Annotated in this window: 21 protein-coding genes; 2 read left to right on the top strand and 19 right to left on the bottom strand. The window is 74.4% G+C overall.

What is annotated here, in order from left to right:
- Nucleotides 1-58: 58 nt before the first annotated feature.
- From mnhG to hisI, 17 genes are all read right to left on the bottom strand, one after another.
- Nucleotides 59-478, bottom strand: a complete 420-nt coding sequence (gene mnhG, locus E0L36_RS05555; RefSeq protein ID WP_180927701.1) for a monovalent cation/H(+) antiporter subunit G — start codon at nucleotides 476-478, stop codon at nucleotides 59-61.
- Complete coding sequence (locus E0L36_RS05550) at nucleotides 475-849, bottom strand: monovalent cation/H+ antiporter complex subunit F (RefSeq protein ID WP_180927700.1); 375 nt, start codon at nucleotides 847-849, stop codon at nucleotides 475-477. The genes mnhG and E0L36_RS05550 overlap by 4 nt, the downstream gene beginning before the upstream one ends.
- Entirely contained in the window at nucleotides 840-1,445 is a 606-nt protein-coding gene (locus tag E0L36_RS05545) for a Na+/H+ antiporter subunit E (RefSeq protein WP_180927699.1), read from the bottom strand. The genes E0L36_RS05550 and E0L36_RS05545 overlap by 10 nt, the downstream gene beginning before the upstream one ends.
- Entirely contained in the window at nucleotides 1,442-3,277 is a 1,836-nt protein-coding gene (locus E0L36_RS05540; protein WP_180927698.1) for a Na+/H+ antiporter subunit D, read from the bottom strand. Before E0L36_RS05540 ends, E0L36_RS05545 begins: the two co-directional genes overlap by 4 nt.
- A gap of 106 nt (nucleotides 3,278-3,383) precedes the next feature.
- Nucleotides 3,384-4,016 (bottom strand): Na(+)/H(+) antiporter subunit C, encoded by a 633-nt coding sequence (locus E0L36_RS05535; RefSeq protein ID WP_180927697.1) that lies wholly within the window; start codon nucleotides 4,014-4,016, stop codon nucleotides 3,384-3,386.
- Nucleotides 4,013-7,372, bottom strand: coding sequence for a Na+/H+ antiporter subunit A (locus tag E0L36_RS05530; RefSeq protein WP_180927696.1), 3,360 nt, complete (start codon nucleotides 7,370-7,372; stop codon nucleotides 4,013-4,015). The genes E0L36_RS05535 and E0L36_RS05530 overlap by 4 nt, the downstream gene beginning before the upstream one ends.
- Before the next feature lie 278 nt (nucleotides 7,373-7,650).
- Nucleotides 7,651-8,523 carry a prolipoprotein diacylglyceryl transferase gene (lgt, locus tag E0L36_RS05525; protein ID WP_180927695.1) on the bottom strand — a complete coding sequence of 291 codons (873 nt, stop codon included), beginning with the start codon at nucleotides 8,521-8,523 and terminating at the stop codon, nucleotides 7,651-7,653.
- A gap of 238 nt (nucleotides 8,524-8,761) precedes the next feature.
- Nucleotides 8,762-9,499 (bottom strand): thioredoxin domain-containing protein, encoded by a 738-nt coding sequence (locus E0L36_RS05520; RefSeq protein ID WP_180927694.1) that lies wholly within the window; start codon nucleotides 9,497-9,499, stop codon nucleotides 8,762-8,764.
- Between the two features lie 271 nt (nucleotides 9,500-9,770).
- Complete coding sequence (gene trpA, locus E0L36_RS05515) at nucleotides 9,771-10,586, bottom strand: tryptophan synthase subunit alpha (protein ID WP_180927693.1); 816 nt, start codon at nucleotides 10,584-10,586, stop codon at nucleotides 9,771-9,773.
- Nucleotides 10,583-11,878, bottom strand: coding sequence for a tryptophan synthase subunit beta (trpB, locus tag E0L36_RS05510; protein WP_258015905.1), 1,296 nt, complete (start codon nucleotides 11,876-11,878; stop codon nucleotides 10,583-10,585). Before trpB ends, trpA begins: the two co-directional genes overlap by 4 nt.
- 594 nt (nucleotides 11,879-12,472) lie before the next feature.
- Nucleotides 12,473-12,721: a tryptophan biosynthesis modulator TrpM gene (gene trpM / locus E0L36_RS28200; protein ID WP_308416643.1), complete on the bottom strand. Its 249-nt coding sequence runs from the start codon at nucleotides 12,719-12,721 to the stop codon at nucleotides 12,473-12,475.
- Between the two features lie 7 nt (nucleotides 12,722-12,728).
- On the bottom strand, nucleotides 12,729-13,538 hold the full coding sequence (trpC, locus tag E0L36_RS05505) for an indole-3-glycerol phosphate synthase TrpC (protein WP_180927692.1): 810 nt from the start codon (nucleotides 13,536-13,538) through the stop codon (nucleotides 12,729-12,731).
- 160 nt (nucleotides 13,539-13,698) lie between these two features.
- Nucleotides 13,699-14,073, bottom strand: a complete 375-nt coding sequence (locus E0L36_RS05500; RefSeq protein WP_308416642.1) for a DUF2752 domain-containing protein — start codon at nucleotides 14,071-14,073, stop codon at nucleotides 13,699-13,701.
- 74 nt (nucleotides 14,074-14,147) lie between these two features.
- A complete protein-coding gene (locus E0L36_RS05495) occupies nucleotides 14,148-14,408 on the bottom strand; it encodes an HGxxPAAW family protein (protein ID WP_258015904.1) in 261 nt (86 codons plus the stop codon).
- 158 nt (nucleotides 14,409-14,566) lie between these two features.
- Nucleotides 14,567-15,397, bottom strand: coding sequence for a TIGR02234 family membrane protein (locus tag E0L36_RS05490; protein WP_180927691.1), 831 nt, complete (start codon nucleotides 15,395-15,397; stop codon nucleotides 14,567-14,569).
- Complete coding sequence (locus E0L36_RS05485; RefSeq protein ID WP_180927690.1) at nucleotides 15,394-16,947, bottom strand: anthranilate synthase component I; 1,554 nt, start codon at nucleotides 16,945-16,947, stop codon at nucleotides 15,394-15,396. Before E0L36_RS05485 ends, E0L36_RS05490 begins: the two co-directional genes overlap by 4 nt.
- Before the next feature lie 95 nt (nucleotides 16,948-17,042).
- Nucleotides 17,043-17,402, bottom strand: coding sequence for a phosphoribosyl-AMP cyclohydrolase (hisI, locus tag E0L36_RS05480; protein WP_180927689.1), 360 nt, complete (start codon nucleotides 17,400-17,402; stop codon nucleotides 17,043-17,045).
- A 215-nt stretch (nucleotides 17,403-17,617) separates the two neighbouring features.
- On the opposite strand from hisI, the gene E0L36_RS05475 reads away from it, so the two are divergent.
- Nucleotides 17,618-18,250 (top strand): TIGR03085 family metal-binding protein, encoded by a 633-nt coding sequence (locus tag E0L36_RS05475; RefSeq protein WP_180927688.1) that lies wholly within the window; start codon nucleotides 17,618-17,620, stop codon nucleotides 18,248-18,250.
- Nucleotides 18,251-18,332: 82 nt separating this feature from the next.
- Here E0L36_RS05475 and E0L36_RS05470 read toward each other — a convergent pair whose 3' ends face one another.
- Both E0L36_RS05470 and E0L36_RS05465 read right to left on the bottom strand, forming a co-directional pair.
- Complete coding sequence (locus E0L36_RS05470; RefSeq protein ID WP_180927687.1) at nucleotides 18,333-18,920, bottom strand: transcriptional regulator; 588 nt, start codon at nucleotides 18,918-18,920, stop codon at nucleotides 18,333-18,335.
- Between the two features lie 170 nt (nucleotides 18,921-19,090).
- On the bottom strand, nucleotides 19,091-19,978 hold the full coding sequence (locus E0L36_RS05465; RefSeq protein ID WP_180927686.1) for a LysR family transcriptional regulator: 888 nt from the start codon (nucleotides 19,976-19,978) through the stop codon (nucleotides 19,091-19,093).
- A gap of 94 nt (nucleotides 19,979-20,072) precedes the next feature.
- Here E0L36_RS05465 and E0L36_RS05460 point away from each other — a divergent pair, with 94 nt between their 5' ends.
- Entirely contained in the window at nucleotides 20,073-20,774 is a 702-nt protein-coding gene (locus E0L36_RS05460; protein ID WP_180927685.1) for a succinate dehydrogenase cytochrome b subunit, read from the top strand.
- Nucleotide 20,775 lies beyond the last annotated feature (1 nt).

Below are 20,775 nucleotides of genomic sequence, written 5' to 3'. Positions count from 1 at the left end.
CTGCGCGAACGCTCCGGCCCCTCCGGTGGCACCCCCGGGCGGGATCGGCGGGCGGCCCTCAGCGCGGGCCGTCGTCCTCCGGGACGATCCCGCTCGGCGGCTCCGGCGGCAGCGGCACCTCCCGGCGGTCCGAGGACTCACGGAACGCCTCGGCCAGCTCGTCCGTGGTGATCGTGGAGTGGTCCAGCTGACCGGTGCGGTAGCCCGCCCGGCCGACCATGTGCGCGGCGACCGGGGAGGTCAGCAGCTGGAAGACGCCGACCAGCACCAGGGTGCCCAGGTCCAGCGGGGTACGCAGCCAGAGCCCGACCCCGATCAGCACCAGCAGCAGGCCGAAGGCCTGCGGTTTGGTCGCCGCGTGCATCCGGGTCAGCACGTCCGGGAGCCGCACCAGCCCGATCCCGGCCAGCAGACAGAGCAGCGCACCCGCCAGCATGAACAGCGCGCCGGTCCATTCGGCGACATCGGTCCAGCTCACAGCGCCCTCCCCGGGTCGTCCACCGAGCCGTCGGTCCCCGCCACGGTGCCGGAGGCGTGCTCCGGGCTCTCGGTGCGCTCGGCGCCGTCCTCGTCGATGTTCTCGCCGCCCGCCTCGTCCCGCAGCGCCATGAACCGGGCGATGCCCACCGAACCGGTGAAGCCGAGGAAGGACAGCACCAGCAGCACCGGCAGGTAGTACGGCACGCGCTCCGCCGCCGTCCACACGCCCACCCCGGCCATCACCACCGCGACCAGCGCGTCCAGCGCGACGCCCCGGTCCAGCGTGGTCGGGCCGAGTGCCAGGCGCACGGAGACCAGCACGCCCGAGATGATCAGCAGCGTCGCGACGATCACCAGGATCACGTCCACGGGCCCGCCCCCTTCCCCAACTCGGCGGCGGTCCCGGCCTGTTCGGCAGCGGTGACCGCGTTGATGTCCGTCCGGGTGCCGAAGGCCCGCACCACCCGGGATTCCAGCCGCAGCGCCTCGTGCCGCGCCCGCTGCCGCTCCGTCTCCGTGGGGGCTCCTATGACGTGCAGGTACAGGGTGCCGGTCGCCCGGTGCACCTCCAGCACGGTGCTGCCCGGGACGGCGGAGATCGCCACCGCCGTCGCCGTCAGCATGAGGTCGCCGGGGCAGCGCATCGGCACGGCCAGCACCGCGCAGGGCGGCTTCCCCGGCGCGAGGATGACGCGGCCCAGCCGCCAGCTGGAGGTCACCATGTCGGAGAGGAAGCGGGCGGCGAAGCGCAGCACGCCCAGCGGGTGCAGCCGCAGCTGCGTCTCGATGGCCGGGAGCGGGAAGACCGCGCAGACCAGCAGGCCGATCAGCAGCCCCGTCAGCACGTTGGCGAAGGTGACGTTGCCCCAGAGCAGCACCCAGAGCACCATCAGGCCGACCACCATCGGCCACTGGGTCGCCCGCAGTCCGCCGAAGCGGCCCCGCCGGACGGGGGGAACAGTCATCTCTCGATCACCGCCGACACGTAGGGGGAGCGCTCCATCAGCTCGTCGGCGATCCGGTCCGTCAGCCCGAACAGCGAACCGGCCAGCACCGTGAAGGCCAGCCCGAACGCCACCAGGGCGACCGTCGAACCCACCATGCTGCGCGGCAGCACGCTGGTGGTCGTGATGGCCTGACCGCCGAAGGAGGCCGTGCCCGCGTTGCCCGCCGGACGCGGCTCGGGCTCGGCGTCCGGCACCGGGACGGCGGCGGACGCCTCCGGCGTCTCCTTCGCCAGCCGCACCCCGGCCGCCGGGTCCGCTCCCCCGCGTGCGTCGCCCGCGGCTTTGGCGCCCTCCGGCGCGGGGGGACCGCCGGGCGCCGCCGGGGCGGTGGCCGGAGCGCCGCCCGCGCCGGTGACGGCCTCGGCCTCCGCCTCCTCGGTCTCCTCGTCGGTCTCCTCCGAGTCCAGCACCGTGCCGATCGCGCTCAGTTCGGGGGGCGCCGCCCGCCAGAAGGCCAGGTTCCACGCCTTGGCCACCGCGTACAGCGTCAGCAGGCTGGTCAGAGTGCCGCCCGCGACCAGGACGTAGGACAGCGTGCTGCCGTCCGCGACGCCCGCGCGCAGCAGCCCGAGCTTCCCGAGGAAGCCGGAGAGCGGTGGGATCCCCGCCAGGTTCATCGCGGGAATGAAGAACAGCAGTGTCAACATCGGCGAGAGCGTGGCCAGTCCGCCCAGCCGTTGCAGGTCGGTGGAGCCGCCGCGGCGTTCCACCAGCCCCGCCACCAGGAACAGCGTGGTCTGGACGGTGATGTGGTGGGCGACGTAGAAGACCGCGCCGGACAGGCCGTCCGGGGAGGCCAGCCCGATCCCGAAGACCATGTAGCCCATGTGGCTGATCAGGGTGAAGGACAGCATCCGTTTGAGGTCGGTCTGCGCCACCGCCCCCAGGATGCCGATCACCATCGACAGCAGCGCCACGATCATCAGCACGTCGTCGAGCCGTCCGCCGGGGAACAGCAGCGTCTGGGTCCGCAGCATCGCGTACACCCCGACCTTGGTCAGCAGGCCCGCGAAGACCGCGGTGACCGGTGCCGGAGCGGTGGGATAGGAGTCCGGTAGCCAGGCGGCCAGGGGGAAGACCGCCGCCTTGATGCCGAACACCGTCAGCAGCGAGATCTGGATCAGCGTCCGCACCCCCTGCGGCAACGCGTCCAGCCGCTCGGGCAGTTCCGCCATGTTCACGGTCCCGGCCGCCGCGTACACCATCGCGATCGCCGCGAGGAACAGCACCGAGGAGAGCAGCGACACGATGGTGTACGTCGCCCCGGCGCGGATCCGGGAGATCGTGCCGCCCAGCGTCAGCAGCACGTAGCTGGCCGTCAGCATGATCTCGAAGCCGACGTACAGGTTGAACAGGTCGCCCGCCAGGAAGGTGTTCGACACCCCCGCGACCAGCACCAGGTACGAGGGGTGGAAGACCGACAGCGGGGTCGCCCCCTCCCGGTCGGCCATGCCCTGGCCGATGGAGTAGAGCAGCACGCAGAGCGTCACCGCCGAGGAGACCAGCAGCATCAGCGCCGACAGCCGGTCGGCCACCAGCACGATGCCCACCGGCGGCGCCCAGCCACCCGCGTACATCACCTGCGGCCCGTGCTGGTCGGCGACGACCAGCAGCACCGCCGAGACGACCAGCACGACGGCGAGCACCACCGTGCTGATCACCCGCTGGGTGCGCTGGAGCCGCAGCCCGATCGTCAGCTTCAGCCCGGCGGCGGCCAGCGGCAGGATCACCGGCAGCGGTACCAGTGCCGAGGCGACGCTCGCCGCCTCCGAGGGCACCGCGCCGCTCATCGGGCACCTCCGGCGCGCGCGGCCCAGCTCTCGCTCGCGCTCCGCGGTACGCCCAGTTCACCCGGTGCGCCCGGCTGCGGCGGTGAGTCCGCATGTCGGGGCGTGTTCACCTGTCGCCTCCCAGAATCGTCTCCCACAGGTCGTCTTCCTCGGCGGTCTCCTCCGCCGTCTCCTCCGCCCGCGCCTGCCGGGCGCGGCGGGCGCGCGCGTCGGCCCGCTGGCGGTGGCGCATCTCGCGGTACTGGTCGCGGGCGCGGCCGAGTTGCTGGTAGGCGCGCCGCTCCCGCGCCTCCTCTTCCTCCTCGGCGTTGACCAGCGCGCGGTAGGCGTCCCGGCGTTCGCGGTACTTGGCCCGCAGTCGGTCGCGCTCCTCCACGTAGTCCGCGCGCTGGGCGACCCGCACGTCCTCCACGTCGTCCTGTACGTCGTCGGTGCCGGACAGCTGCCAGGCGCGGTAGGCCATGGTGACCAGGAAGGCGGTCAGCGCCAGGGTGATCACGATGGCGGTCAGGACCAGCACCTGCGGCAGCGGGTCGGGCATCCGGTCCGGGTCGGATCCGCGGTACAGCAACGGCGCCTGCCCGGCGGGGCCGGACGAGGCGAGCAGCAGCAGGTTGACGCCGTTGCCGAGCAGGACGGCGCCCAGCAGGATCCGGGTCAGCGGGCGGCTGAGCAGCAGCATGGTGCCGCCGGCGAACAGCGCGCCACCGGCGACCACGAGGGCCAGGGTCTCGGTCATCGGGCACCGCCTTCCCGGCCGCGCGGACCGTCGCCGTCGTCCGGTCGGCCGGAGTCCGGCCCCTCGTCGCCGGAGGCACCGGACGTTTCGGAAGTGCCGGACGGACCGGGGGTGTTGGGGGGCCGGGAGGTTCCGGGGGTCCCGCGCTCGGGCGGGCCGTTCTCCCGGAAGCCGCCGCCGGGTTCCGCCGGGGGCCCCTCGGCGGGCGCGTCCTCCCGGTGGGCGCCGCCCGTCCCGTTGGCGGAGGAGGCCGCCGCCCCCTCGCCGAGCCCGGCGGGTACCGGGGACTCGGTGCGCTGCCGGTGCTGACGCAGCAGCTCGCGCTCCACCCGCCGGTCGACCTCGGAGCCGAGGCTGCGCAGCACGTCCAGGACCACGCCGAGCACCAGCAGGTAGATCCCGGTGTCGAACAGGACCGGACTGGCCGCGTGGAACGGGCCGATCAGCGGCAGCTCTCCGGTCACCTTGCCGCTCTGGAGTACGGAGTCGCCCAGTACCAGGCCACCGATACCGGTGAGCGTCATGATCAGCAGGCCGAGGCCGAGCAGGAAGCCCGCGTCGGCGGGGAGGGCGGCGGCCAGCTCGTGGCGGCCGCCCGCGAGGTAGCGCACCGTCAGCGCCAGCCCGGCCACCAGCCCGGCGGCGAAGCCGCCTCCGGGCAGGTTCTCCGCGCAGAACAGCAGGTAGAGGGAGAGCACGATGATCGGGTGGAAGATCAGCCGGGCCAGCACCTCGAAGATCACCGATCGCCGCTCGGGCGCCAGCGTCGAGCTGGCGGCCAGCCAGGTGCGGCGGGGGGCTATGGTCGAGCCGCGCGTCGGACGGGCCCCGCCCCGACGCACCCCGGCCACCTTCCAGATGCCCGGCACCTCCTGCCCGGTGCCCTCGCGGCCCCGTGGCGCCGCGACCCGCTCCCCGGCGATCGGCCGGAGGCTCCCGCCCGGCCACGCGGGGGCGGCCGTCCCGCCCGCCGGGGGCTCCGGGCCGGTGGGGGCCAGGGTGCCGGGGGCGCCGAGCCGGGACACGCTGGCCGCGGTGGACACCGGCGAGCCGGGCGAACCCGAGCGGCGCCGCAGGTAGACGAGGCTGGTGACGCCGACCGCGGCCACCGCGAGGACCGCGGACTCGCCCATGGTGTCCCAGGCGCGGAGGTCGACGAGGGTGGTGGCCACCACGTTCTTGACGCCGTCGTGCTCGGTGGTCGCGGTGAGATGGGGCCCCGCGGGCTCCGCCATACGGGCGGAGGCGGCGAGGTAGGTGAGCCCGGCGGCGAAGGTCCCCGCGGCGATCCCGAAGACGAGTTGGGTGATCCGGCGCCGCCGTCCGGAGACCGGCCGGTCCGGGAAGCGCGCCGGGAGACGGCGCAGCACCAGCACGAAGACGATCACGGAGACGGTCTCGACCGCGAACTGGGTGAGCGCCAGGTCGGGCGCCCCGTGCAGGACGTACAGCACGGCCGTGCCGTAGCCGGTCACCCCGGCCAGCACCACGGCCTTCATCCGCTGCTGGGCCCGCACGCAGAGCACCGCGACCAGGCAGACCCCGATGGCGACGGCCAACTGCGGCAGCGCGTCGTAGATCCGGGGCGCGGCCAGGTGCTCCCAGGGCCGGTCGACGAAGATCGCGACAGCCTGGGTGCCGATCAGGACGAGCAGCGCGGTGCCGAGGTACAGGGGCAGCGAGCCACGCTGCACGGCGCCGGTGGCCTGGAGCGACACCCGCTCCAGCGCCCAGAGCGAGCGGGCGAAGGCCCGGTCGCCGTCCACCGAGGCCATCCACTCGCCGAGCCCGGCGAGCGGGCGCGCGAGGAGGAACAGCACGGCACCGGCCAGCCAGGAGATCGCGGAGATACCGAGGGCGGGGCCGAACCCGTGCCAGAGCGCGAGGTGGAACGGCTTCTCGTCGCCGGTGACGGAGACGAAGGTGTCGGCGAAGCGGCCCAGCAGCGGGTCGAGCCAGGTGACGCCGGGGCCGAGCAGCAGCCCGGTCAGCGCGCAGGTGACCAGCGGGGCCAGCAGCAGGACGCCCGCGCGGGCACGCAGCGGGGTGTCCTCGACCCCCGGCTTGCGCGCGAAGGCGCCCCACAGGAAGCGGAGGGTGTAGGCGGTGGTCAGCGCGGACCCCGCCACGACGACGACCAGCGCCCAGCCGCGCGCGGAGTCGCCGTGCAGCAGCGCGTCGACGGCCGCCTCCTTGGCGGCGAAGCCGAGCAGCGGCGGCAGCCCGGCCATCGACAGCCCCGCCAGAACCGCGGCCACGCACAACACCGGCTGTGAACGGGCCAGTCCGGAGAGGCGGTTCAGCTCCCGGGTGCCGGTGGTCTTGTCGATGACGCCGACGGTCAGGAAGAGCGGGGCCTTGAAGAGGGCGTGCGCCAGGATCATCGTGACCCCGGCCAGCGCGGTGTTCCGGCCGCCCTCCCCCACCAGCAGGGTGAGGAAGCCGAGCTGACTGACGGTGCCGAAGGCCAGCAGCCGCTTCAGGTCCGTCTCGCGCAGCGCCCGCCAGCCGCCGAGCAGCATGGTCGCACCGCCCAGCACCAGCACCGTGGCCCGCCAGGGCACCACGTCGGCGAAGGCCGGAGCGAGCCGGGCGACGAGGTACACGCCCGCTTTGACCATGGCCGCCGCGTGCAGGTAGGCGGAGACCGGGGTGGGAGCGGCCATCGCGCCGGGCAGCCAGAAGCTGAACGGCCAGACGGCCGACTTGGACAGCGCGCCCACCAGGGTGAGGACCAGCGCGACGGAGATCGTGGGGCTCGCGGAGGGCGGGTCGGCCACGATCGCGGAGATCCGGTAGGTGCCCGCCGCCTGACCGAGCATCAGGAAGCCGACGAACATGACCAGTCCGCCGAGGGTGGTCACGATCAGCGCCTGGAGCGCGGCCCGCCGGTTCGTCCTGCGCTCCGGGTTGTGCCCGATCAGCAGGAAGGAGAAGACCGTGGTCAGCTCCCACAGGACGTACAGCACGATCAGGTCGTCGGCGAGCACCAGGCCGAGCATCGCGCCGGTGAACGCGGTGAGTGTGCCCGCGAAGCGCGCGAGCCGCGGCTCGTCGTCCGGGAAGTAGGCGGCGCAGTAGAGCATCACCAGCGCGCCGACTCCGCCGGCGATGAGCGTCATCAGCAGCGCGAGCGGATCGCAGCGCAGGGCGAGGTTGACGCCCATGTCCGGGATCCACGCCCAGGTCTGGACGGATGCCTCCCCGGCCGCCACCGCGGACCACTGCGTGCCCGCCCAGACGGCCGCCGAGGCGGGGACGAGAGCGAGCACGACGAAGGCACGCGGACCGAGCCACCGCACAAGCGGCTGGGCACAGCACGCGGCGACGCAGTGGAGAACGATCAGCCAGAGCACAGTGCAGACAATTACACACTTATAGGTGCAATTGGTGAAGATATTGCCATGAATCCCGAGTTAGGAACATCACGTTCACCGCGCTGAGCTGGCATTCCCTGCACATCTGCCCGTTTTGCCGGGATGGTTCGATCCACACGACGGCCCGGGCTGACACGTCACACGGATCACCGTGATTCCCCGCGGGACACCGCCACCGTGACCCCGGGTCACAGCGGTCGCCCGACCTCGGGTCCACGAACGCCGTGCCCCGCACACACCGACCGAGGCCGGAGTTCTCAGGGAACCGTCGTTCGATCCGTCGTCGGTTCCTTCTCCCCGTTCTCGACGGGTTCAACCGTCTCCTCGCGACCGGGTGCCCGCCGATGCGAGATCACGATGTAGGCGACGGCCGCCAGGAAGACCACGATGGAGGTCCAGTTGTTCAGCCGGAGCCCCAGCACCTCGTGGGCGTCGTCCACCCGGAGGTACTCGATCCAGAACCGGCCGACGGTGTACCCCGCGACGTACAGCGCGAAGGCGCGGCCGTGGCCCAGATGGAAGCGCCGGTCCGCCCAGATGACCAGCAGCGCGATCGCGACGCACCACAACGACTCGTAGAGGAAGGTCGGCTGGTAGGTCGCCACGTCCGGGGTGTCGGCGGGGCGGTAGGCGGGAGCGATCTCCAGGGCCCAGGGCAGCTCGCTCGGACGCCCGTACAGCTCCTGGTTGAACCAGTTCCCCCAGCGGCCCAGCGCCTGGGCCAGCGCGATACCGGGCGCGACGGCGTCCGCGTAGGCGGGGAGGGGGATGCCGCGACGGCGGCAGCCGATCCAGGCACCCAGCGCGCCCAGCGCGACGGCCCCCCAGATACCGAGGCCGCCGTCCCAGATGCGGAAGGCGTCAACCCAGTTGCGGCCCTCACCGAAGTACAGCTGGTAGTCGGTGACGACGTGGTAGAGGCGGCCGCCGAGCAGGCCGAACGGCACCGCCCAGACGGCGACGTCGGCGACGGTGCCGACCTGCCCACCGCGTTTGACCCAGCGGCGCCCGCCGAGCCACACGGCGACGAAGACGCCGAGGATGATGCAGAGCGCGTAGCCACGCAGCGGGATGGGCCCGAGGTGGATCTCGCCGGACGAGGGGCTGGGGAGGAAAGCGATGGTCTCCATGACGCCCCAGACGCTACCGTGCCCCACCCCCCGCTGGGCAGTCAGCCCGCCAGAACGGCCGATCCACGCCCGCGATCAGGCGGAACGCACCCGCGTTCCGGGGCGGGGGACGCCGGTGCCGAGACCGGCGGGACCCCCGGGGCCGCCGGACCGGAGCGTGGGGCCGCCCGGACCGGGAGCCGGGGGCCGGCGCGGCTCGCACGGGGCCTCCCGCCGCACCGGCCACCCGGAGGCGCGCTCACGCCCGGCGCTCGACCAGCTCCCGCAGCCGCTCCGGCGTCAGCGGCTCACGCTGGTTGGAGTAGATGTCCTCACCGTCCAGCAGCACGGTGGGCGTGCCCCGGAAGTCCGAGCCGCGGAAGGCGTCGTTGGTGCTGTCCACCCGCTCCCTCTTCCGGTCACCGGTCACGCACTTCTCGAACCGCGCCGAGTCCAGGCCGGGCACCTTCCCGGCCAGCTTCAGCAGCCGGCCGGTGTCGGCGAAGGCGTCGTCCTGTTCCTCGGGCTGGTTCTGGTACAGCACGTCGTGGTACGGCGCGAACCGGCCCTCGTCCTCGGCGCAAAGCGCGGCGTTGGCCGCCTTCCGCGAACCGCTGCCACCCACGGCGCTGTCGATGATCGAGACGATGTGGTACTCGGTCCGCAACGCCCCCTCCTTCTCCAGCTTCTGGACGGTGTCGCGGAACTGGTTCTCGAACTGGGCGCAGGCCGGGCACCGGAAGTCCTCGTAGACGGTGAGCGTGGCGGGGGCGTTCGACGGGCCCGCGCTGACCGGCTTGGCGCTGGGCGCCGCCCCGCCCCCGGCGTCACCCCGCACCAGCAGTACCCCGGCCAGGGTTCCCAGGGCGAGCACCCCGGCCACCACCGCGCCGATCCTCAGCCCCCGGGCGCGCTTGTCCGCCACCCGCTGCCGCTCCCGCTGTTCGCGCAGCCGCTCCCGCGCGGCCCGCTTACCGTCGCTGTTCTGGTTGCTCATCACACCCGGGGGCAACGAGTGGCGAAGTGGCCCGCGAACCCTCCCCGCATGCTTTTCACCCGATCGGCTAGCCCTGCCGGGCGGCGGGCGCGGAGGACGCCCCCGCGCTCGAACTCACGGCGGAACGGGGCCGGTTCGGGCCGCACGACGGACCGCGAGGGCCGCACGGAAGCGGGCTGCCGGCCGCGGCGTTCCGGGCTCCCGGCCGGCGGGAGGCCCGGGGCGCGGGCCGCACCGTGGACGGTGCGGCCCGCGAGCGCGCCGCACCGGGTCAGCTCCGGCGCACCCCGCGCGCCAGCTCCCCGGCCAGCTCGCGCACCGAGGCCAGCCCCGTGGCGAGATCGTCGGGCGCGGCCAGCAGCCGCTTCACGAAGGCCGATCCGACGATCACGCCGTCCGCGAACTGGGCCACCTCGGCGGCCTGTCGGGCGTTGGAGACGCCCAGCCCGACGCAGACCGGCAGCGAGGTGGTCGCCCGCGTCCGGCGCACCAGGTCGCGGGCCTCGTCGCCGACCGACTCGCGGGTGCCGGTGACACCCATCAGCGACGCCGCGTACACGAAGCCGCTGCCCGCCGAGGTGATCCTCGCCAGCCGCTCGTCGGTGCTGCTCGGCGCGACCACGAACACGGTGCCGAGCCCATGCTGTTCGGCCGCCTTCCGCCAGCCCTCGGACTCCTCGACGGGCAGGTCGGGCAGGATGCACCCGGCGCCGCCCGCCTCCGCGAGTCCGGCGGCGAACCGCTCCGCGCCGTACCGGTCCACCGGGTTCCAGTAGGTCATCACCAGCACCGGCTTCCCGGTCGCCGCGTGCGCCTCGCGGACGGTGCGCAGCACGTCGGCGATCCGCACCCCGCCGCGCAGCGCGATGTCGTCGGCGGTCTGGATCACCGGTCCGTCCAGCACCGGGTCACTGTGCGGCAGGCCGACCTCGACCACGTCGCAGCCACTCTCCAGCAGCGCGGTGCAGGCCGCGATGCCGCCCTCCACGGTGGGGAACCCGGCGGGCAGGTAGCCGACCAGCGCGGCCCGGTCCTGCGCGCGGGCCGTCTCCAGCGCGCTGTTCAACAGCTCGATGTTGCCGTTCACTTGCCCACTCCCTCGTCGCCGGTGCCGCCCTGGCCCCGCCCGCCGTCCGGACCGGTCTCCGGCGGCCCGTCCTCGCCGTACAGCCCGAAGTAGCGGGCCGCGGTGTCCATGTCCTTGTCGCCCCGGCCGGAGAGGCTGACCACCAGCACGCCGTCCGGGCCCAGCTCCCGTCCCAGCTCCAGCGCGCCGGCGAGCGCGTGCGCGCTCTCGATAGCCGGGATGACACCCTCCTTCTCGGAGAGCAGCCGCAGGGCGTCCATCGCCGCCGCGTCGGTCACCGCGCGGTACTCGCCGCGACCGGTCTCCTTCAGGTAGGCGTGCTCCGGGCCGATGCCGGGGTAGTCCAGACCGGCGGAGATCGAGTACGGCTCGGTGATCTGCCCCTCGTCGTCCTGGAGGACGTACGAGCGGGAGCCGTGCAGCACGCCGGGCTCACCGGCGGTCAGGGTCGCCGCGTGCTCCCCGGACTCCAGTCCGTGCCCCGCGGGTTCGCAGCCGACCAGCCGCACCTCCCCGTCCGGGATGAAGGCGTGGAACAGCCCGATGGCGTTCGAGCCGCCGCCCACGCAGGCCACGGCGGCGTCCGGCAGCCGTCCGGCGCGCTCCAGCACCTGCCGTCGCGCCTCGACTCCGATGACCCGGTGGAAGTCCCGGACCAGCGCGGGGAACGGGTGCGGACCGGCCACGGTGCCGAACAGGTAGTGGGTGTGGTCCACGTTGGCGACCCAGTCGCGGAACGCCTCGTTGATGGCGTCCTTGAGCGTGCGGGAGCCGGAGGCCACCGGGATCACCTCGGCGCCCAGCATCCGCATCCGCGCGACGTTGAGCGCCTGACGCCGGGTGTCGATCTCGCCCATGTAGATCGTGCAGTCCAGGCCGAAGAGCGCGCAGGCGGTCGCGGTGGCGACGCCGTGCTGTCCGGCCCCGGTCTCCGCGATCACGCGGGTCTTGCCCATCCGGCGGGTGAGCAGCGCCTGGCCCAGCACGTTGTTGATCTTGTGCGAGCCGGTGTGGTTCAGGTCCTCGCGCTTGAGGAAGACGCGGGCGCCGCCGGCGTGCTCGGCGAAGCGCCGGACCTCGGTGAGCGGGCTCGGCCGCCCGGTGTAGTCGGCGAGCAGCGCGTCGAGTTCGGCGGCGAAGGCCGGGTCGGCCTTCGCCTTCTCGTACTCGGCGGCCACCTCGTCCACCGCGGCCACCAGGGCCTCGGGGATGAACTTGCCGCCGTAGGCGCCGAAGTAGCCTCCGGCGTCGGGCACCTGACCCACCGGATCGGGTACGAAGTGGTCGGACATCCGGTGTCCTCCTGAGAGTGAGAGCTGGATTCGCGTGTGGTCACGGACGGGCGACGGCCGCCACCCGGCGAACGACGGGCGGGGCGCGACGGGACGCCCGACGGAGCGGGCGATCTGACGGGACGGCGGGCACGGGCTCGGGCGCCGACCGCCCCGGAACTCCGCTCGGGCGCCACCGCCCGACGGCTGAACGAGGGCCGGAGCCACCGGGAAGCGCCGTCCCGGGGAGGGCCGGAGACGGCGGGACGGCGTCGCCCGAGCCGCGGACGTCCGAACCCCCCGGCGCGCGCCCCGTGTTCGGGCCCCGGCCCGCCGCGACCGGCCCGCCTCCCGGACGCGCGGTCACGACCAGCGCGGCCCAGCGCGACGGGAGAGGAAGGCCGAGGGAGAGCGGGGCGGCGCACGGCCGCCGGGCGTACGGGCACCGCGGCCCCCGGAGCGGGGCACCGCCTCACGCGACGCCGGTACGGGCCGCTGCCCGGTGCCGGCCGGAACGGAGACGGCGGGACGCCCACCACGGAGCGGGGTCCCCCCGGAACCGGAACGGAGCGCGGGGCTCCGCCCGGTGGGAGACCCGGCCGGACGCGGGGGTGTTCAGCGCCGGAGTGCGCCGCACGCGGCGCTTCGCCATCGGCGGCCGTTGATCTGGCCCGGTTCACTGCCGATGTGGTACCGCACCCGGCGGCCCCGCACCCGGCGCGCCGGAGCCCGGCAGCCGCGGGGCCTGCGCCCCCGGGCCAGCGCCGGATGGACCTCGGCCGAGACGGCGGAGGCCCGGACGCGGCCCCGCGCGCGGGGCGCGGGGCGAGGCGGGAGCGCGGCGCTCGCGCGGGCGGGGGTCACGGAGGGCTCAGCTCCGCCCGTGCCGCAGGGCGGGGTGCGCTCCGGCCGCCACCAGGTCGGCGACGGCGGAACGCGGGTCCTTGCCGGTGACCAGGGACTCGCCGACCAGCACCGCGTCCGCGCCCTCGTTCGCGTAGGCGATGAGGTCGTGCGGGCCGCGCACCCCGGACTCGGCCACCTTCACGATGTGGCTGGGGATGTCCGGGGCGATGCGGGTGAAGTTGCCGCGGTCCACCTCCAGCGTCTTGAGGTTCCGCGCGTTCACCCCGATGAGCTTGGCCCCGGCCTCGACGGCGCGCTCCGCCTCCTCCTCGTCGTGTGCCTCGACGAGGGGGGTGAGGCCCAGCGACTCGGCCCGCTCGATCAGCGAGACCAGCGCCTCCTGCTCCAGCGCCGCGACGATCAGCAGCGCCAGGTCGGCGCCGTGGGCCCGCGCCTCCCACAGCTGGTAGGAGGAGAAGATGAAGTCCTTGCGGAGCACCGGGATGTCCACCCGGGCCCGCACCGCCTCCAGGTCGGCGAGCGAGCCGCCGAACCGCCGCCCCTCGGTGAGCACCGAGATGACGGAGGCGCCGCCCGCCTCGTAGTCCGCGGCGAGACCGGCGGGGTCGGCGATCGCGGCCAGCGCGCCCTTGCTGGGACTGGAGCGCTTGACCTCACAGATCACCGTGACGCCGTCGCCCTTGAGGGCCGCCAGGCCGTCCCGCGTCTGCGGGGCGCGCGCCACCCGGTCCTTGAGTTCGTCGAGGCTGACCCGGGACTGCCGCTCGACGAGGTCTTCCCGCACGCCGTCCATGATCTCGTCGAGCACACTCACGCGAGGGCCCCTTTCTTGGCTGGTGCGGATCCCCGAGGCCAGGGCTCCGGGGATGGTCAGATCGGGCTCCTCGATGGTATCCGGCGCGGGACGGAGGCCCCACATCCGGTTGCCCGAAATCCCATATTACGGACATTGATTACCGCTGGACGGACTCCGGCTAGGTCCCGAGGGCCGCGCCGAGGGGAAGATTCCGGACAACCGTGAAGGCCAGCACCGCCACCCCGGCCACCCCCACCAGCCAGGCCCGCGAGCGGCCCGCCCCGCCGAGCGACGGCGGCCCGGGCCGCCCCCGCACCGCCCCCGCCAGCCAGACCAGACACCAGAGGGCGAAGCCCGCGAAGGCCAGCACGGCGAGCGCGTTGGCGCTCAGCGCGGCGAGCGGTTCGCCGTGGACGAGGGCGTGCGCCCCGCGCAGCCCACCGCAGGCCGGGCAGTCCAGCCCCAGCAGGCTCCGCACCGGACAGGCCGGATAGTGCCCCGGCTCGTTGGGGTCGACGGCCCCCACATACGCGAAGGCCGCGCCCGCGGCCACCAGGGTGGCGCAGGGCGCGGCGAGCCGCGACGCCAGGCCCCGGGGCCCGCGTCGCGCCGGGTGGGCGCGCTGGGTCAGACCCCCGCCCCGGTCCGGGTCCCCCGCTCGCTGTCCTCGCGCGCGCCGGCCCGCACCGTCTCGGGCTTCGGCATCCCAAGCCCGGCCGCCCGCATCGCCAGGCCGACGACGCCGCCGAGGCCGACCACGACCAGTCCGCCGATGACGCCCACCGGCTGCGCCATCACCATGAACATCCCGCTGACGCAGAAGCCGATGAAAGCGATGATGACGCCCGTCCAGGCGGCCGGGGTGTGTCCGTGGCTGCTGCCCGCCATGAGTGCTCCTTGTGTGACTGGTGTCCGCGTGGCCGGGCACGGGGTCGCCGTTCTCAGCGGCGGTGCCGTGCCCTCCGGGAACATTCTCTCCCGGGCGGTCGCCAGCTGGAGTCAGGGGGTCACCGGAACGGTCCGGCCGTCCCGGGTTCCGGGGTGGCTCAGGCGCCGTCCCGCCGGCCGGTGTCCGGTTCACCGGTGGGGTCCTCGCCCCGGTCGAGCGCCTTCCACAGGTCCTCCGGCCGGTCCGGGTCGACCCGGGGGGCGGCGCCGCGCCCGGACCGCGCGGCCACTCCGGCGCGCGTGGGCCGCGTGGGGGAACGGTCGTACCGTCCGGTGCCCGCCATCGAGGGCCAGGCGCGGCCGTAGCGGAGGGCGAGCAGCCCGGCGCAGAGCAGCAGGGCCCCGCCCGTGGCGGAGAGGTACGGCCAGGCGGTGAGGTCCACCGTGCCCACGCCGGACTCGGCGATCCCGCTGGCCTTGCTGGCCTTCTCCTCCAGCGCGCCGGTGTCGTCGGCGCCGAACAGGGCTGCCGCCAGCGTCGCCACGCCGCAGAGCGTCAGCAGCGCCGCCACCACCCGCCGGGCCACCCGCCGCACGGCGAAGACGGCGACCAGCGCGGCGAGGCCGACCAGGGCCAGCGCGCTGGGCAGCCCGGTGACCTCGCCGCCCTCGGCACTCACCGGCAGGGTGCCGCCCGCGAACGACGCCTCGGCCGAACTCCACCGCTGGCCGCCCGAGATGAGGGCGAGCGCGGCACCGGCAGCGGCGCACAGCAGGGCGAGCGCGAGCGAGCGCCGGGAGGCGCGGGCGGCGGAGACGACGCGGCCCCCGTCAGTACCGGCGGTGGTGGCGCCCTCCTCGCCCCGGGCCGCGCTTCCGGCCTCGGGCCCACCGCTCGGCTCCTCGGCGGCGGGGCGCGGTTCCGCGTCCGTCCCGTCGCTCTGCTCTGCCGCGCGGCCGGGGCCGCGCGCCGGGGTTGGGGAAGTCACCCCTCCACGCTACCGCCGAGCGCGTGGGCCGCGTGGACCGCCCTCAGGACCGCGGCCGCCTTGTTCCGGCACTCGGTGTCCTCGGCCTCCGGGTCGGAGTCGGCGACGACGCCCGCGCCCGCCTGGACGTACGCGGTGCCGTTCCGCAGCAGGGCGGTACGGATCGCGATGGCGGTGTCCGAGTCCCCGGCGAAGTCCAGGTAGCCGACGCAGCCGCCGTAGATCCCGCGGCGGGTGGGCTCCAGCTCCTCGATGATCTGGAGGGCGCGCGGCTTCGGCGCACCGGAGAGCGTCCCGGCGGGGAAGCAGGCGGTGAGCGCGTCCAGCGCGGAGCGGCCCGGGGCGAGCTGGCCGGTGACCGTGGAGACGATGTGCATCACGTGGCTGTACCGCTCGACCGACATGAAGTCGACGACCTCGACGCTGCCCGGCTCGCACACCCGGCCCAGGTCGTTGCGGCCGAGGTCGACCAGCATCAGGTGCTCGGCCCGCTCCTTGGGGTCGGCGAGCAGCTCCTCGGCGAGCGCGGTGTCCTCCCGCGGGGTACCGCCGCGCGGCCGGGTGCCCGCGATGGGGTGCATCATCGCGCGGCCCTCCTCGACCTTGACGAGGGCCTCTGGGCTGGACCCGACGACGTCGAAGCCGTCGAAGCGGAAGAGGTACATGTACGGGCTGGGGTTGGTGGCGCGCAGCACCCGGTAGACGTCCAGCGCGCTCGCCTCGCACCGGGTCTCGAAGCGCTGCGAGGGCACCACCTGGAACGCCTCGCCCGCCCGGATGCGCTCCTTCACGTCCTCCACCCAGCCCTGGTAGGTGGCCCCGCCGGAGCGTGCCTCGTACGGCGGGAGGGCGGAGGGCGGCAGCGGCGCGGGGGCCACGGGGGCGGGGCGGGCGAGGTCGGCGGCCATCCCGTCGAGCCGGCGGACCGCGTCCGCGTACGCCTCGTCGACCCCGGTGTCCAGGTCGTTGTGGTTGATCGCGTTGGCGATCAGCAGCACGGTGCCGTCGCGGTGGTCGAGCACCGCGAGGTCGGAGGCGAGCAGCATGGTCAGCTCGGGCAGCTCCAGGTCGTCCACCGGGCCCCCGGCGCCTCCGACCCTCTCCAGCCGGCGGACGATGTCGTAGCCCAGGTAGCCGACCATGCCGCCGGTGAAGGGCGGCAGGTCGTCCCGCTCGTGCAGGTCGCGGGGGGTGTGCAGGGTCTCGATGGTCTCGCCCAGGGCACGCAGCGGATCACCGCCGGTCGGGACGCCGAGCGGCGGTGTGCCCAGCCAGTGGGCGGCGCCGTCCCGGACGGTGAGAGTGGCGGCGCTGCGCACGCCGACGAAGGAGTAGCGCGACCAGGTGCGACCGTTCTCGGCGGACTCCAGCAGGAAGGTGCCGGTCCGCTCGGCCGCGAGTTTGCGGTAGAGCGCGATGGGGGTGTCCCCGTCGGCGAGGAGCCGCCGGGTCACCGGGATGACCCGGCGGTCCGCGGCGAGGGCTCGGAAGGTTCCGGGATCGGGGGAGATCTCCGCCCGGGTCGTCAGGGATGCGGTGCCCGTGGTCATGGCAGGGAGGGTACTTGAGGGGAGTCGGCCCCGGTGGCGCTCTCCGGGCGCTCACCCCCCAGCATGACCCGGGGCGGTGGTGCGCCCGGTGGGGGTCACCCGGCGCCGGTCACCGGGAGCGGGTCGGCGTCGAAGCAGGTGCGGTCGCCGGTGTGGCAGGCGGCGCCGGTCTGGTCGACCCGGACCAGCACGGTGTCCCCGTCGCAGTCCAGGGCGACCGAGACGACGCGCTGGACGTTGCCCGAGGTGTCGCCCTTGACCCAGTACTCCGCGCGGCTGCGGCTCCAGTAGGTGGCGCGGCCGGTGGTGAGCGTGCGGTGCAGCGCCTCGTCGTCCATCCAGCCGAGCATCAGCACCTCGCCGGTGTCGTGCTGCTGGGCGACGGCGGGGACCAGCCCGTCGGCGCCGCGCTTGAGACGGTCGGCGATGGCGGGGTCGAGAGAGGATCCGGGCATACGGCCATTGTCCCGCACCCAGGGAAGCCCCGGCCGCCCACCCGCCCGCTCCCCCGTGGCGGCGCCCCGGAGCGGGACGGACGCGCGGGAGCGCGGGCGGAGGTGCCCGGGCCCGGGCCGCGTGGGCGCCGTCCCGCTCCCGCCACCCCTCGCGCCGGTCCCGCGCCGGGGCGGCGCGCCTCGCCCCCGCCGTCCGCCCGCCGTAGGGTGGCGATATGTCCACCCATGCCAAGCGTGAACGTCTACTTCTGGCCGACCTGTTGGAGAGCGAGGGCCCGGAGGCCCCCACCCTGTGCGCGGGGTGGCGGGCCAGGGACCTCGCGGCGCACGTCGTGGTCCGCGAGCGACGGGCGGACGCGGCCGGCGGCCTGCTCGTCAAGCCGCTCGCCGCCCGACTCGCCCGGGTGCAGGCCGAGTTCACCAAGAAGCCGTATGACGAGCTGATCCAGCTCATCCGCACCGGACCGCCCCGGATGTCGCCCTTCGCGCTCAAGCAGGTCGACGAGGCGGCGAACACCGTCGAGTTCTTCGTGCACACCGAGGACGTGCGGCGGGCCCGCGCCGACTGGACGCCGCGCGAGCTGGACCCCGTCTTCGAGGACACGCTGTGGCGGCGGCTGGAGACGGTGGCGCGGGTCTACGGGCGCCGCTGTCCGGTCGGGCTGGTGCTGCGCCGCCCCAACGGGCAGACGGTGGTGGCGCATCGGGGCACCCCCGTCGTCACCGTGACCGGCGCCCCCTCCGAACTGCTGCTGTTCGCCGCCGGACGGCAGGAGGCGGCGCGGGTCGAGACGGAGGGCGAGAAGGAGGACGTCGCCCGGGCGCGGGAGGCCGCGCTCGGCGTCTGAGGAGGCCGCCCCCGGCGCCGGACCGGCGCCGGGGGACCGGACCGCACTCGCCGCTGGCCAGGGGGACGGCCCCGGCTGGCCGTCAGGGGCCGAGGGGGAACCCGTAGAGGTGCAGGGCCACGTTCTCGCGGCCCGCGGTGTCGCCCGCCCGGTCCGCCGCGCGTCCCCGCTCGATCCAGCGGTGCACCAACTCGCCCATCTCGCGGGACAGTTCGTTCAGCTCCTCGGCGGTGAGGCGGACCGCGTAGTCGGAGGAGATCGAGGCGTCGGCCCACTCCGCCGGCCAGGCGTCCCGCTGGTCGAGGAAGGCGGCGTAGCGCTCGCTGCGCGCCTCCAGCAGCCGCCGCATCACCTGGCTGACGACGGCGGCGCTCTCCGGCCGGTCGGAGAAGTCGCCGGTGCGGAAGGAGATTCCGCGTTCGTCCGCCTGGCGCCACCAGCGCTCCCGGCCGTCGGTGCCCCGGCCCTCGGCTTCGGTGATCAGGCCGTGTTCGGCCATCCTGCGCAGGTGGTAGCTGACGAGCGAGACCGCCTCGTCCACCTCCTCGGCCAGTTGGGAGGCGGTCGCCGTGCGGGCGGCGTGCAGCGCGTGCCAGAGCTGGACGCGCAGGGGGTGGGTGAGGACCTTCAGCACGGCCAGGTCGGTGACGCGGTTCGCGGGGGCAGCCATACCACCACGCTAGGCAGCCGGGGCGGGGCGCGCACCGGCGGGTGCGCGACTCCCCGCGCGCTCCGCCGGGTTCCGGCCGGTCCCGTACGTCCCCGCGGTCCCGTACGTATCGCGCGTCGCCGTGCGGAGCGCCTCGCTGCTGGCGCGGGCGCGTCCCAGGGGGCGAACGGTCAACCGGGGCTGAGGCGTTCGGTGAGGATGCGCCGCAACTCGCGGGCGGCGCGGGGCGGGGAGACGTCGCTTCGGTGCGCCACGGAGATGGTGCGGTGCGGCCCGGGTGGCTCGAACGGGGTCACCCGGAGACCGGAGCGCGCGGCCACCATGCTGGGCACCACGGCGAGTCCGAGCCCGGCGCGGACGAAGCCGAGTACGGCGTCCATCTCGCCGCCCTCCACGCCCAGTTGAGGTTCGAACCCGGCCTCGCGGCAGACGGCCATGGTGAAGTCACGCAGGTCGTAGCCGTGCCGGAACATCACCAGCGGCTGGTCGCGGAGGTCCCCGACGCGCATCCGGCGGCGGGTGACGGGCGGTGGACCGTCCGTCGGTGAGACCACCACCAGCTCCTCGCTGAGCAGTTCGGTGGTGGTGAGCGCCGGTCCCTGCCCGGGCAGCGGGGTGATGACCAGCGCCAGGTCCAGCTCCCCGGCGGCGAGCACCCGCACGAGGTCCTGGGAGCCGTCCTCGTGCACGGCCAGCTCGACGGCGGGGTAGGCGTCGTGGAAGGCGCGGAGCACGTCCGGGACGAGGCTGGCGCAGAGGCTGGGCGGCGCGCCGAGCCGCACCCGGCCCCGGCGCAGCAGCGCCACCTCCTGCACCTCGCGGCGGGCGGTCTCGGCGTCGGCGAGGATCCGCCGGGCGAGCGGCAGCAGGGCCTCCCCCGCGTCGGTGAGCGCGATGTGGCCGCGCGCCCGGTGGATGAGCTGGGCGCCCAGCTCCCGCTCCAGGGCCCGGATCTGCTGGGAGAGGGAGGGCTGGGCGACGTGTTCCCGCTGGGCGGCGCGGGTGAAGTGCCGGGTGTCCGCGACGGCCGCGAAATAGCGGAGCTGGTGGAGCTGCATACCGCCAGGGTACGGCAGCGATAGTTACCCCCTATCGAATACAGCGGTTCTATGTCTTGGACTGATGACGGGAGGTGTCCCTAGCGTCTCGGTCATGACCCTGGCAACGCGTGCGGAGCGCGCCGGAACGGCGCGGGTGATCTGGCGCTCGACCGTCGGCAAGAAGGCCGTCATGGCGGTGAGCGGCCTGGTGATGCTGCTGTACCTGGTCGTGCACATGCTGGGGAACCTCAAGGTGTTCTTCGGCCCAGAGGAGTTCAACGGCTACGCGCGCTGGCTGCGCACGCTGGGCGAACCGGCCCTGCACCACGGGTGGTTCCTCTGGCTGGTGCGCGTGGTGCTGCTCGGCTCGGTGGTGGCGCACGGCGTCAGCGCGTACCAGCTCAGCCGCCGGGACCGCGCGGCCCGCCCGATCGGCTACGCGCACCGGCGGCGCCGCTCCAGCTACGCGGTGCGCACCATGCGGTGGGGCGGGGTGATCCTCGCGCTGTTCATCGTCTGGCACGTGCTCGACCTGACGACCGGCACCGTCAACCCCCGTGGGGAGGCGGGCCGTCCGTACGAGAACGTGCTCGCGACGTTCGGCACCTGGTACGGCAACGTGATCTACGTCGTGGCGATGCTCGCCGTGGGGCTCCACGTCCGGCACGGTTTGCGGAGCGCGGCGCTGACCCTCGGGGTGACCAGGACCGGCCCGGACCGGACGCTGCGCGCCCTGGCCAACGGGCTGGCCCTGGTGCTGACCGCCGGTTTCCTGGCCGTTCCCCTCTCCGTCATGACGGGAGTAGTGAGCTGAC

Source organism: Streptomyces sp. AJS327 (genome assembly GCF_013450295.1).
In the GTDB taxonomy this organism is placed as follows: domain Bacteria; phylum Actinomycetota; class Actinomycetes; order Streptomycetales; family Streptomycetaceae; genus Streptomyces.
The sequence above is the reverse complement of the archived record's forward strand: the minus strand, read 5'-3'. Positions and strand labels throughout refer to the sequence as shown.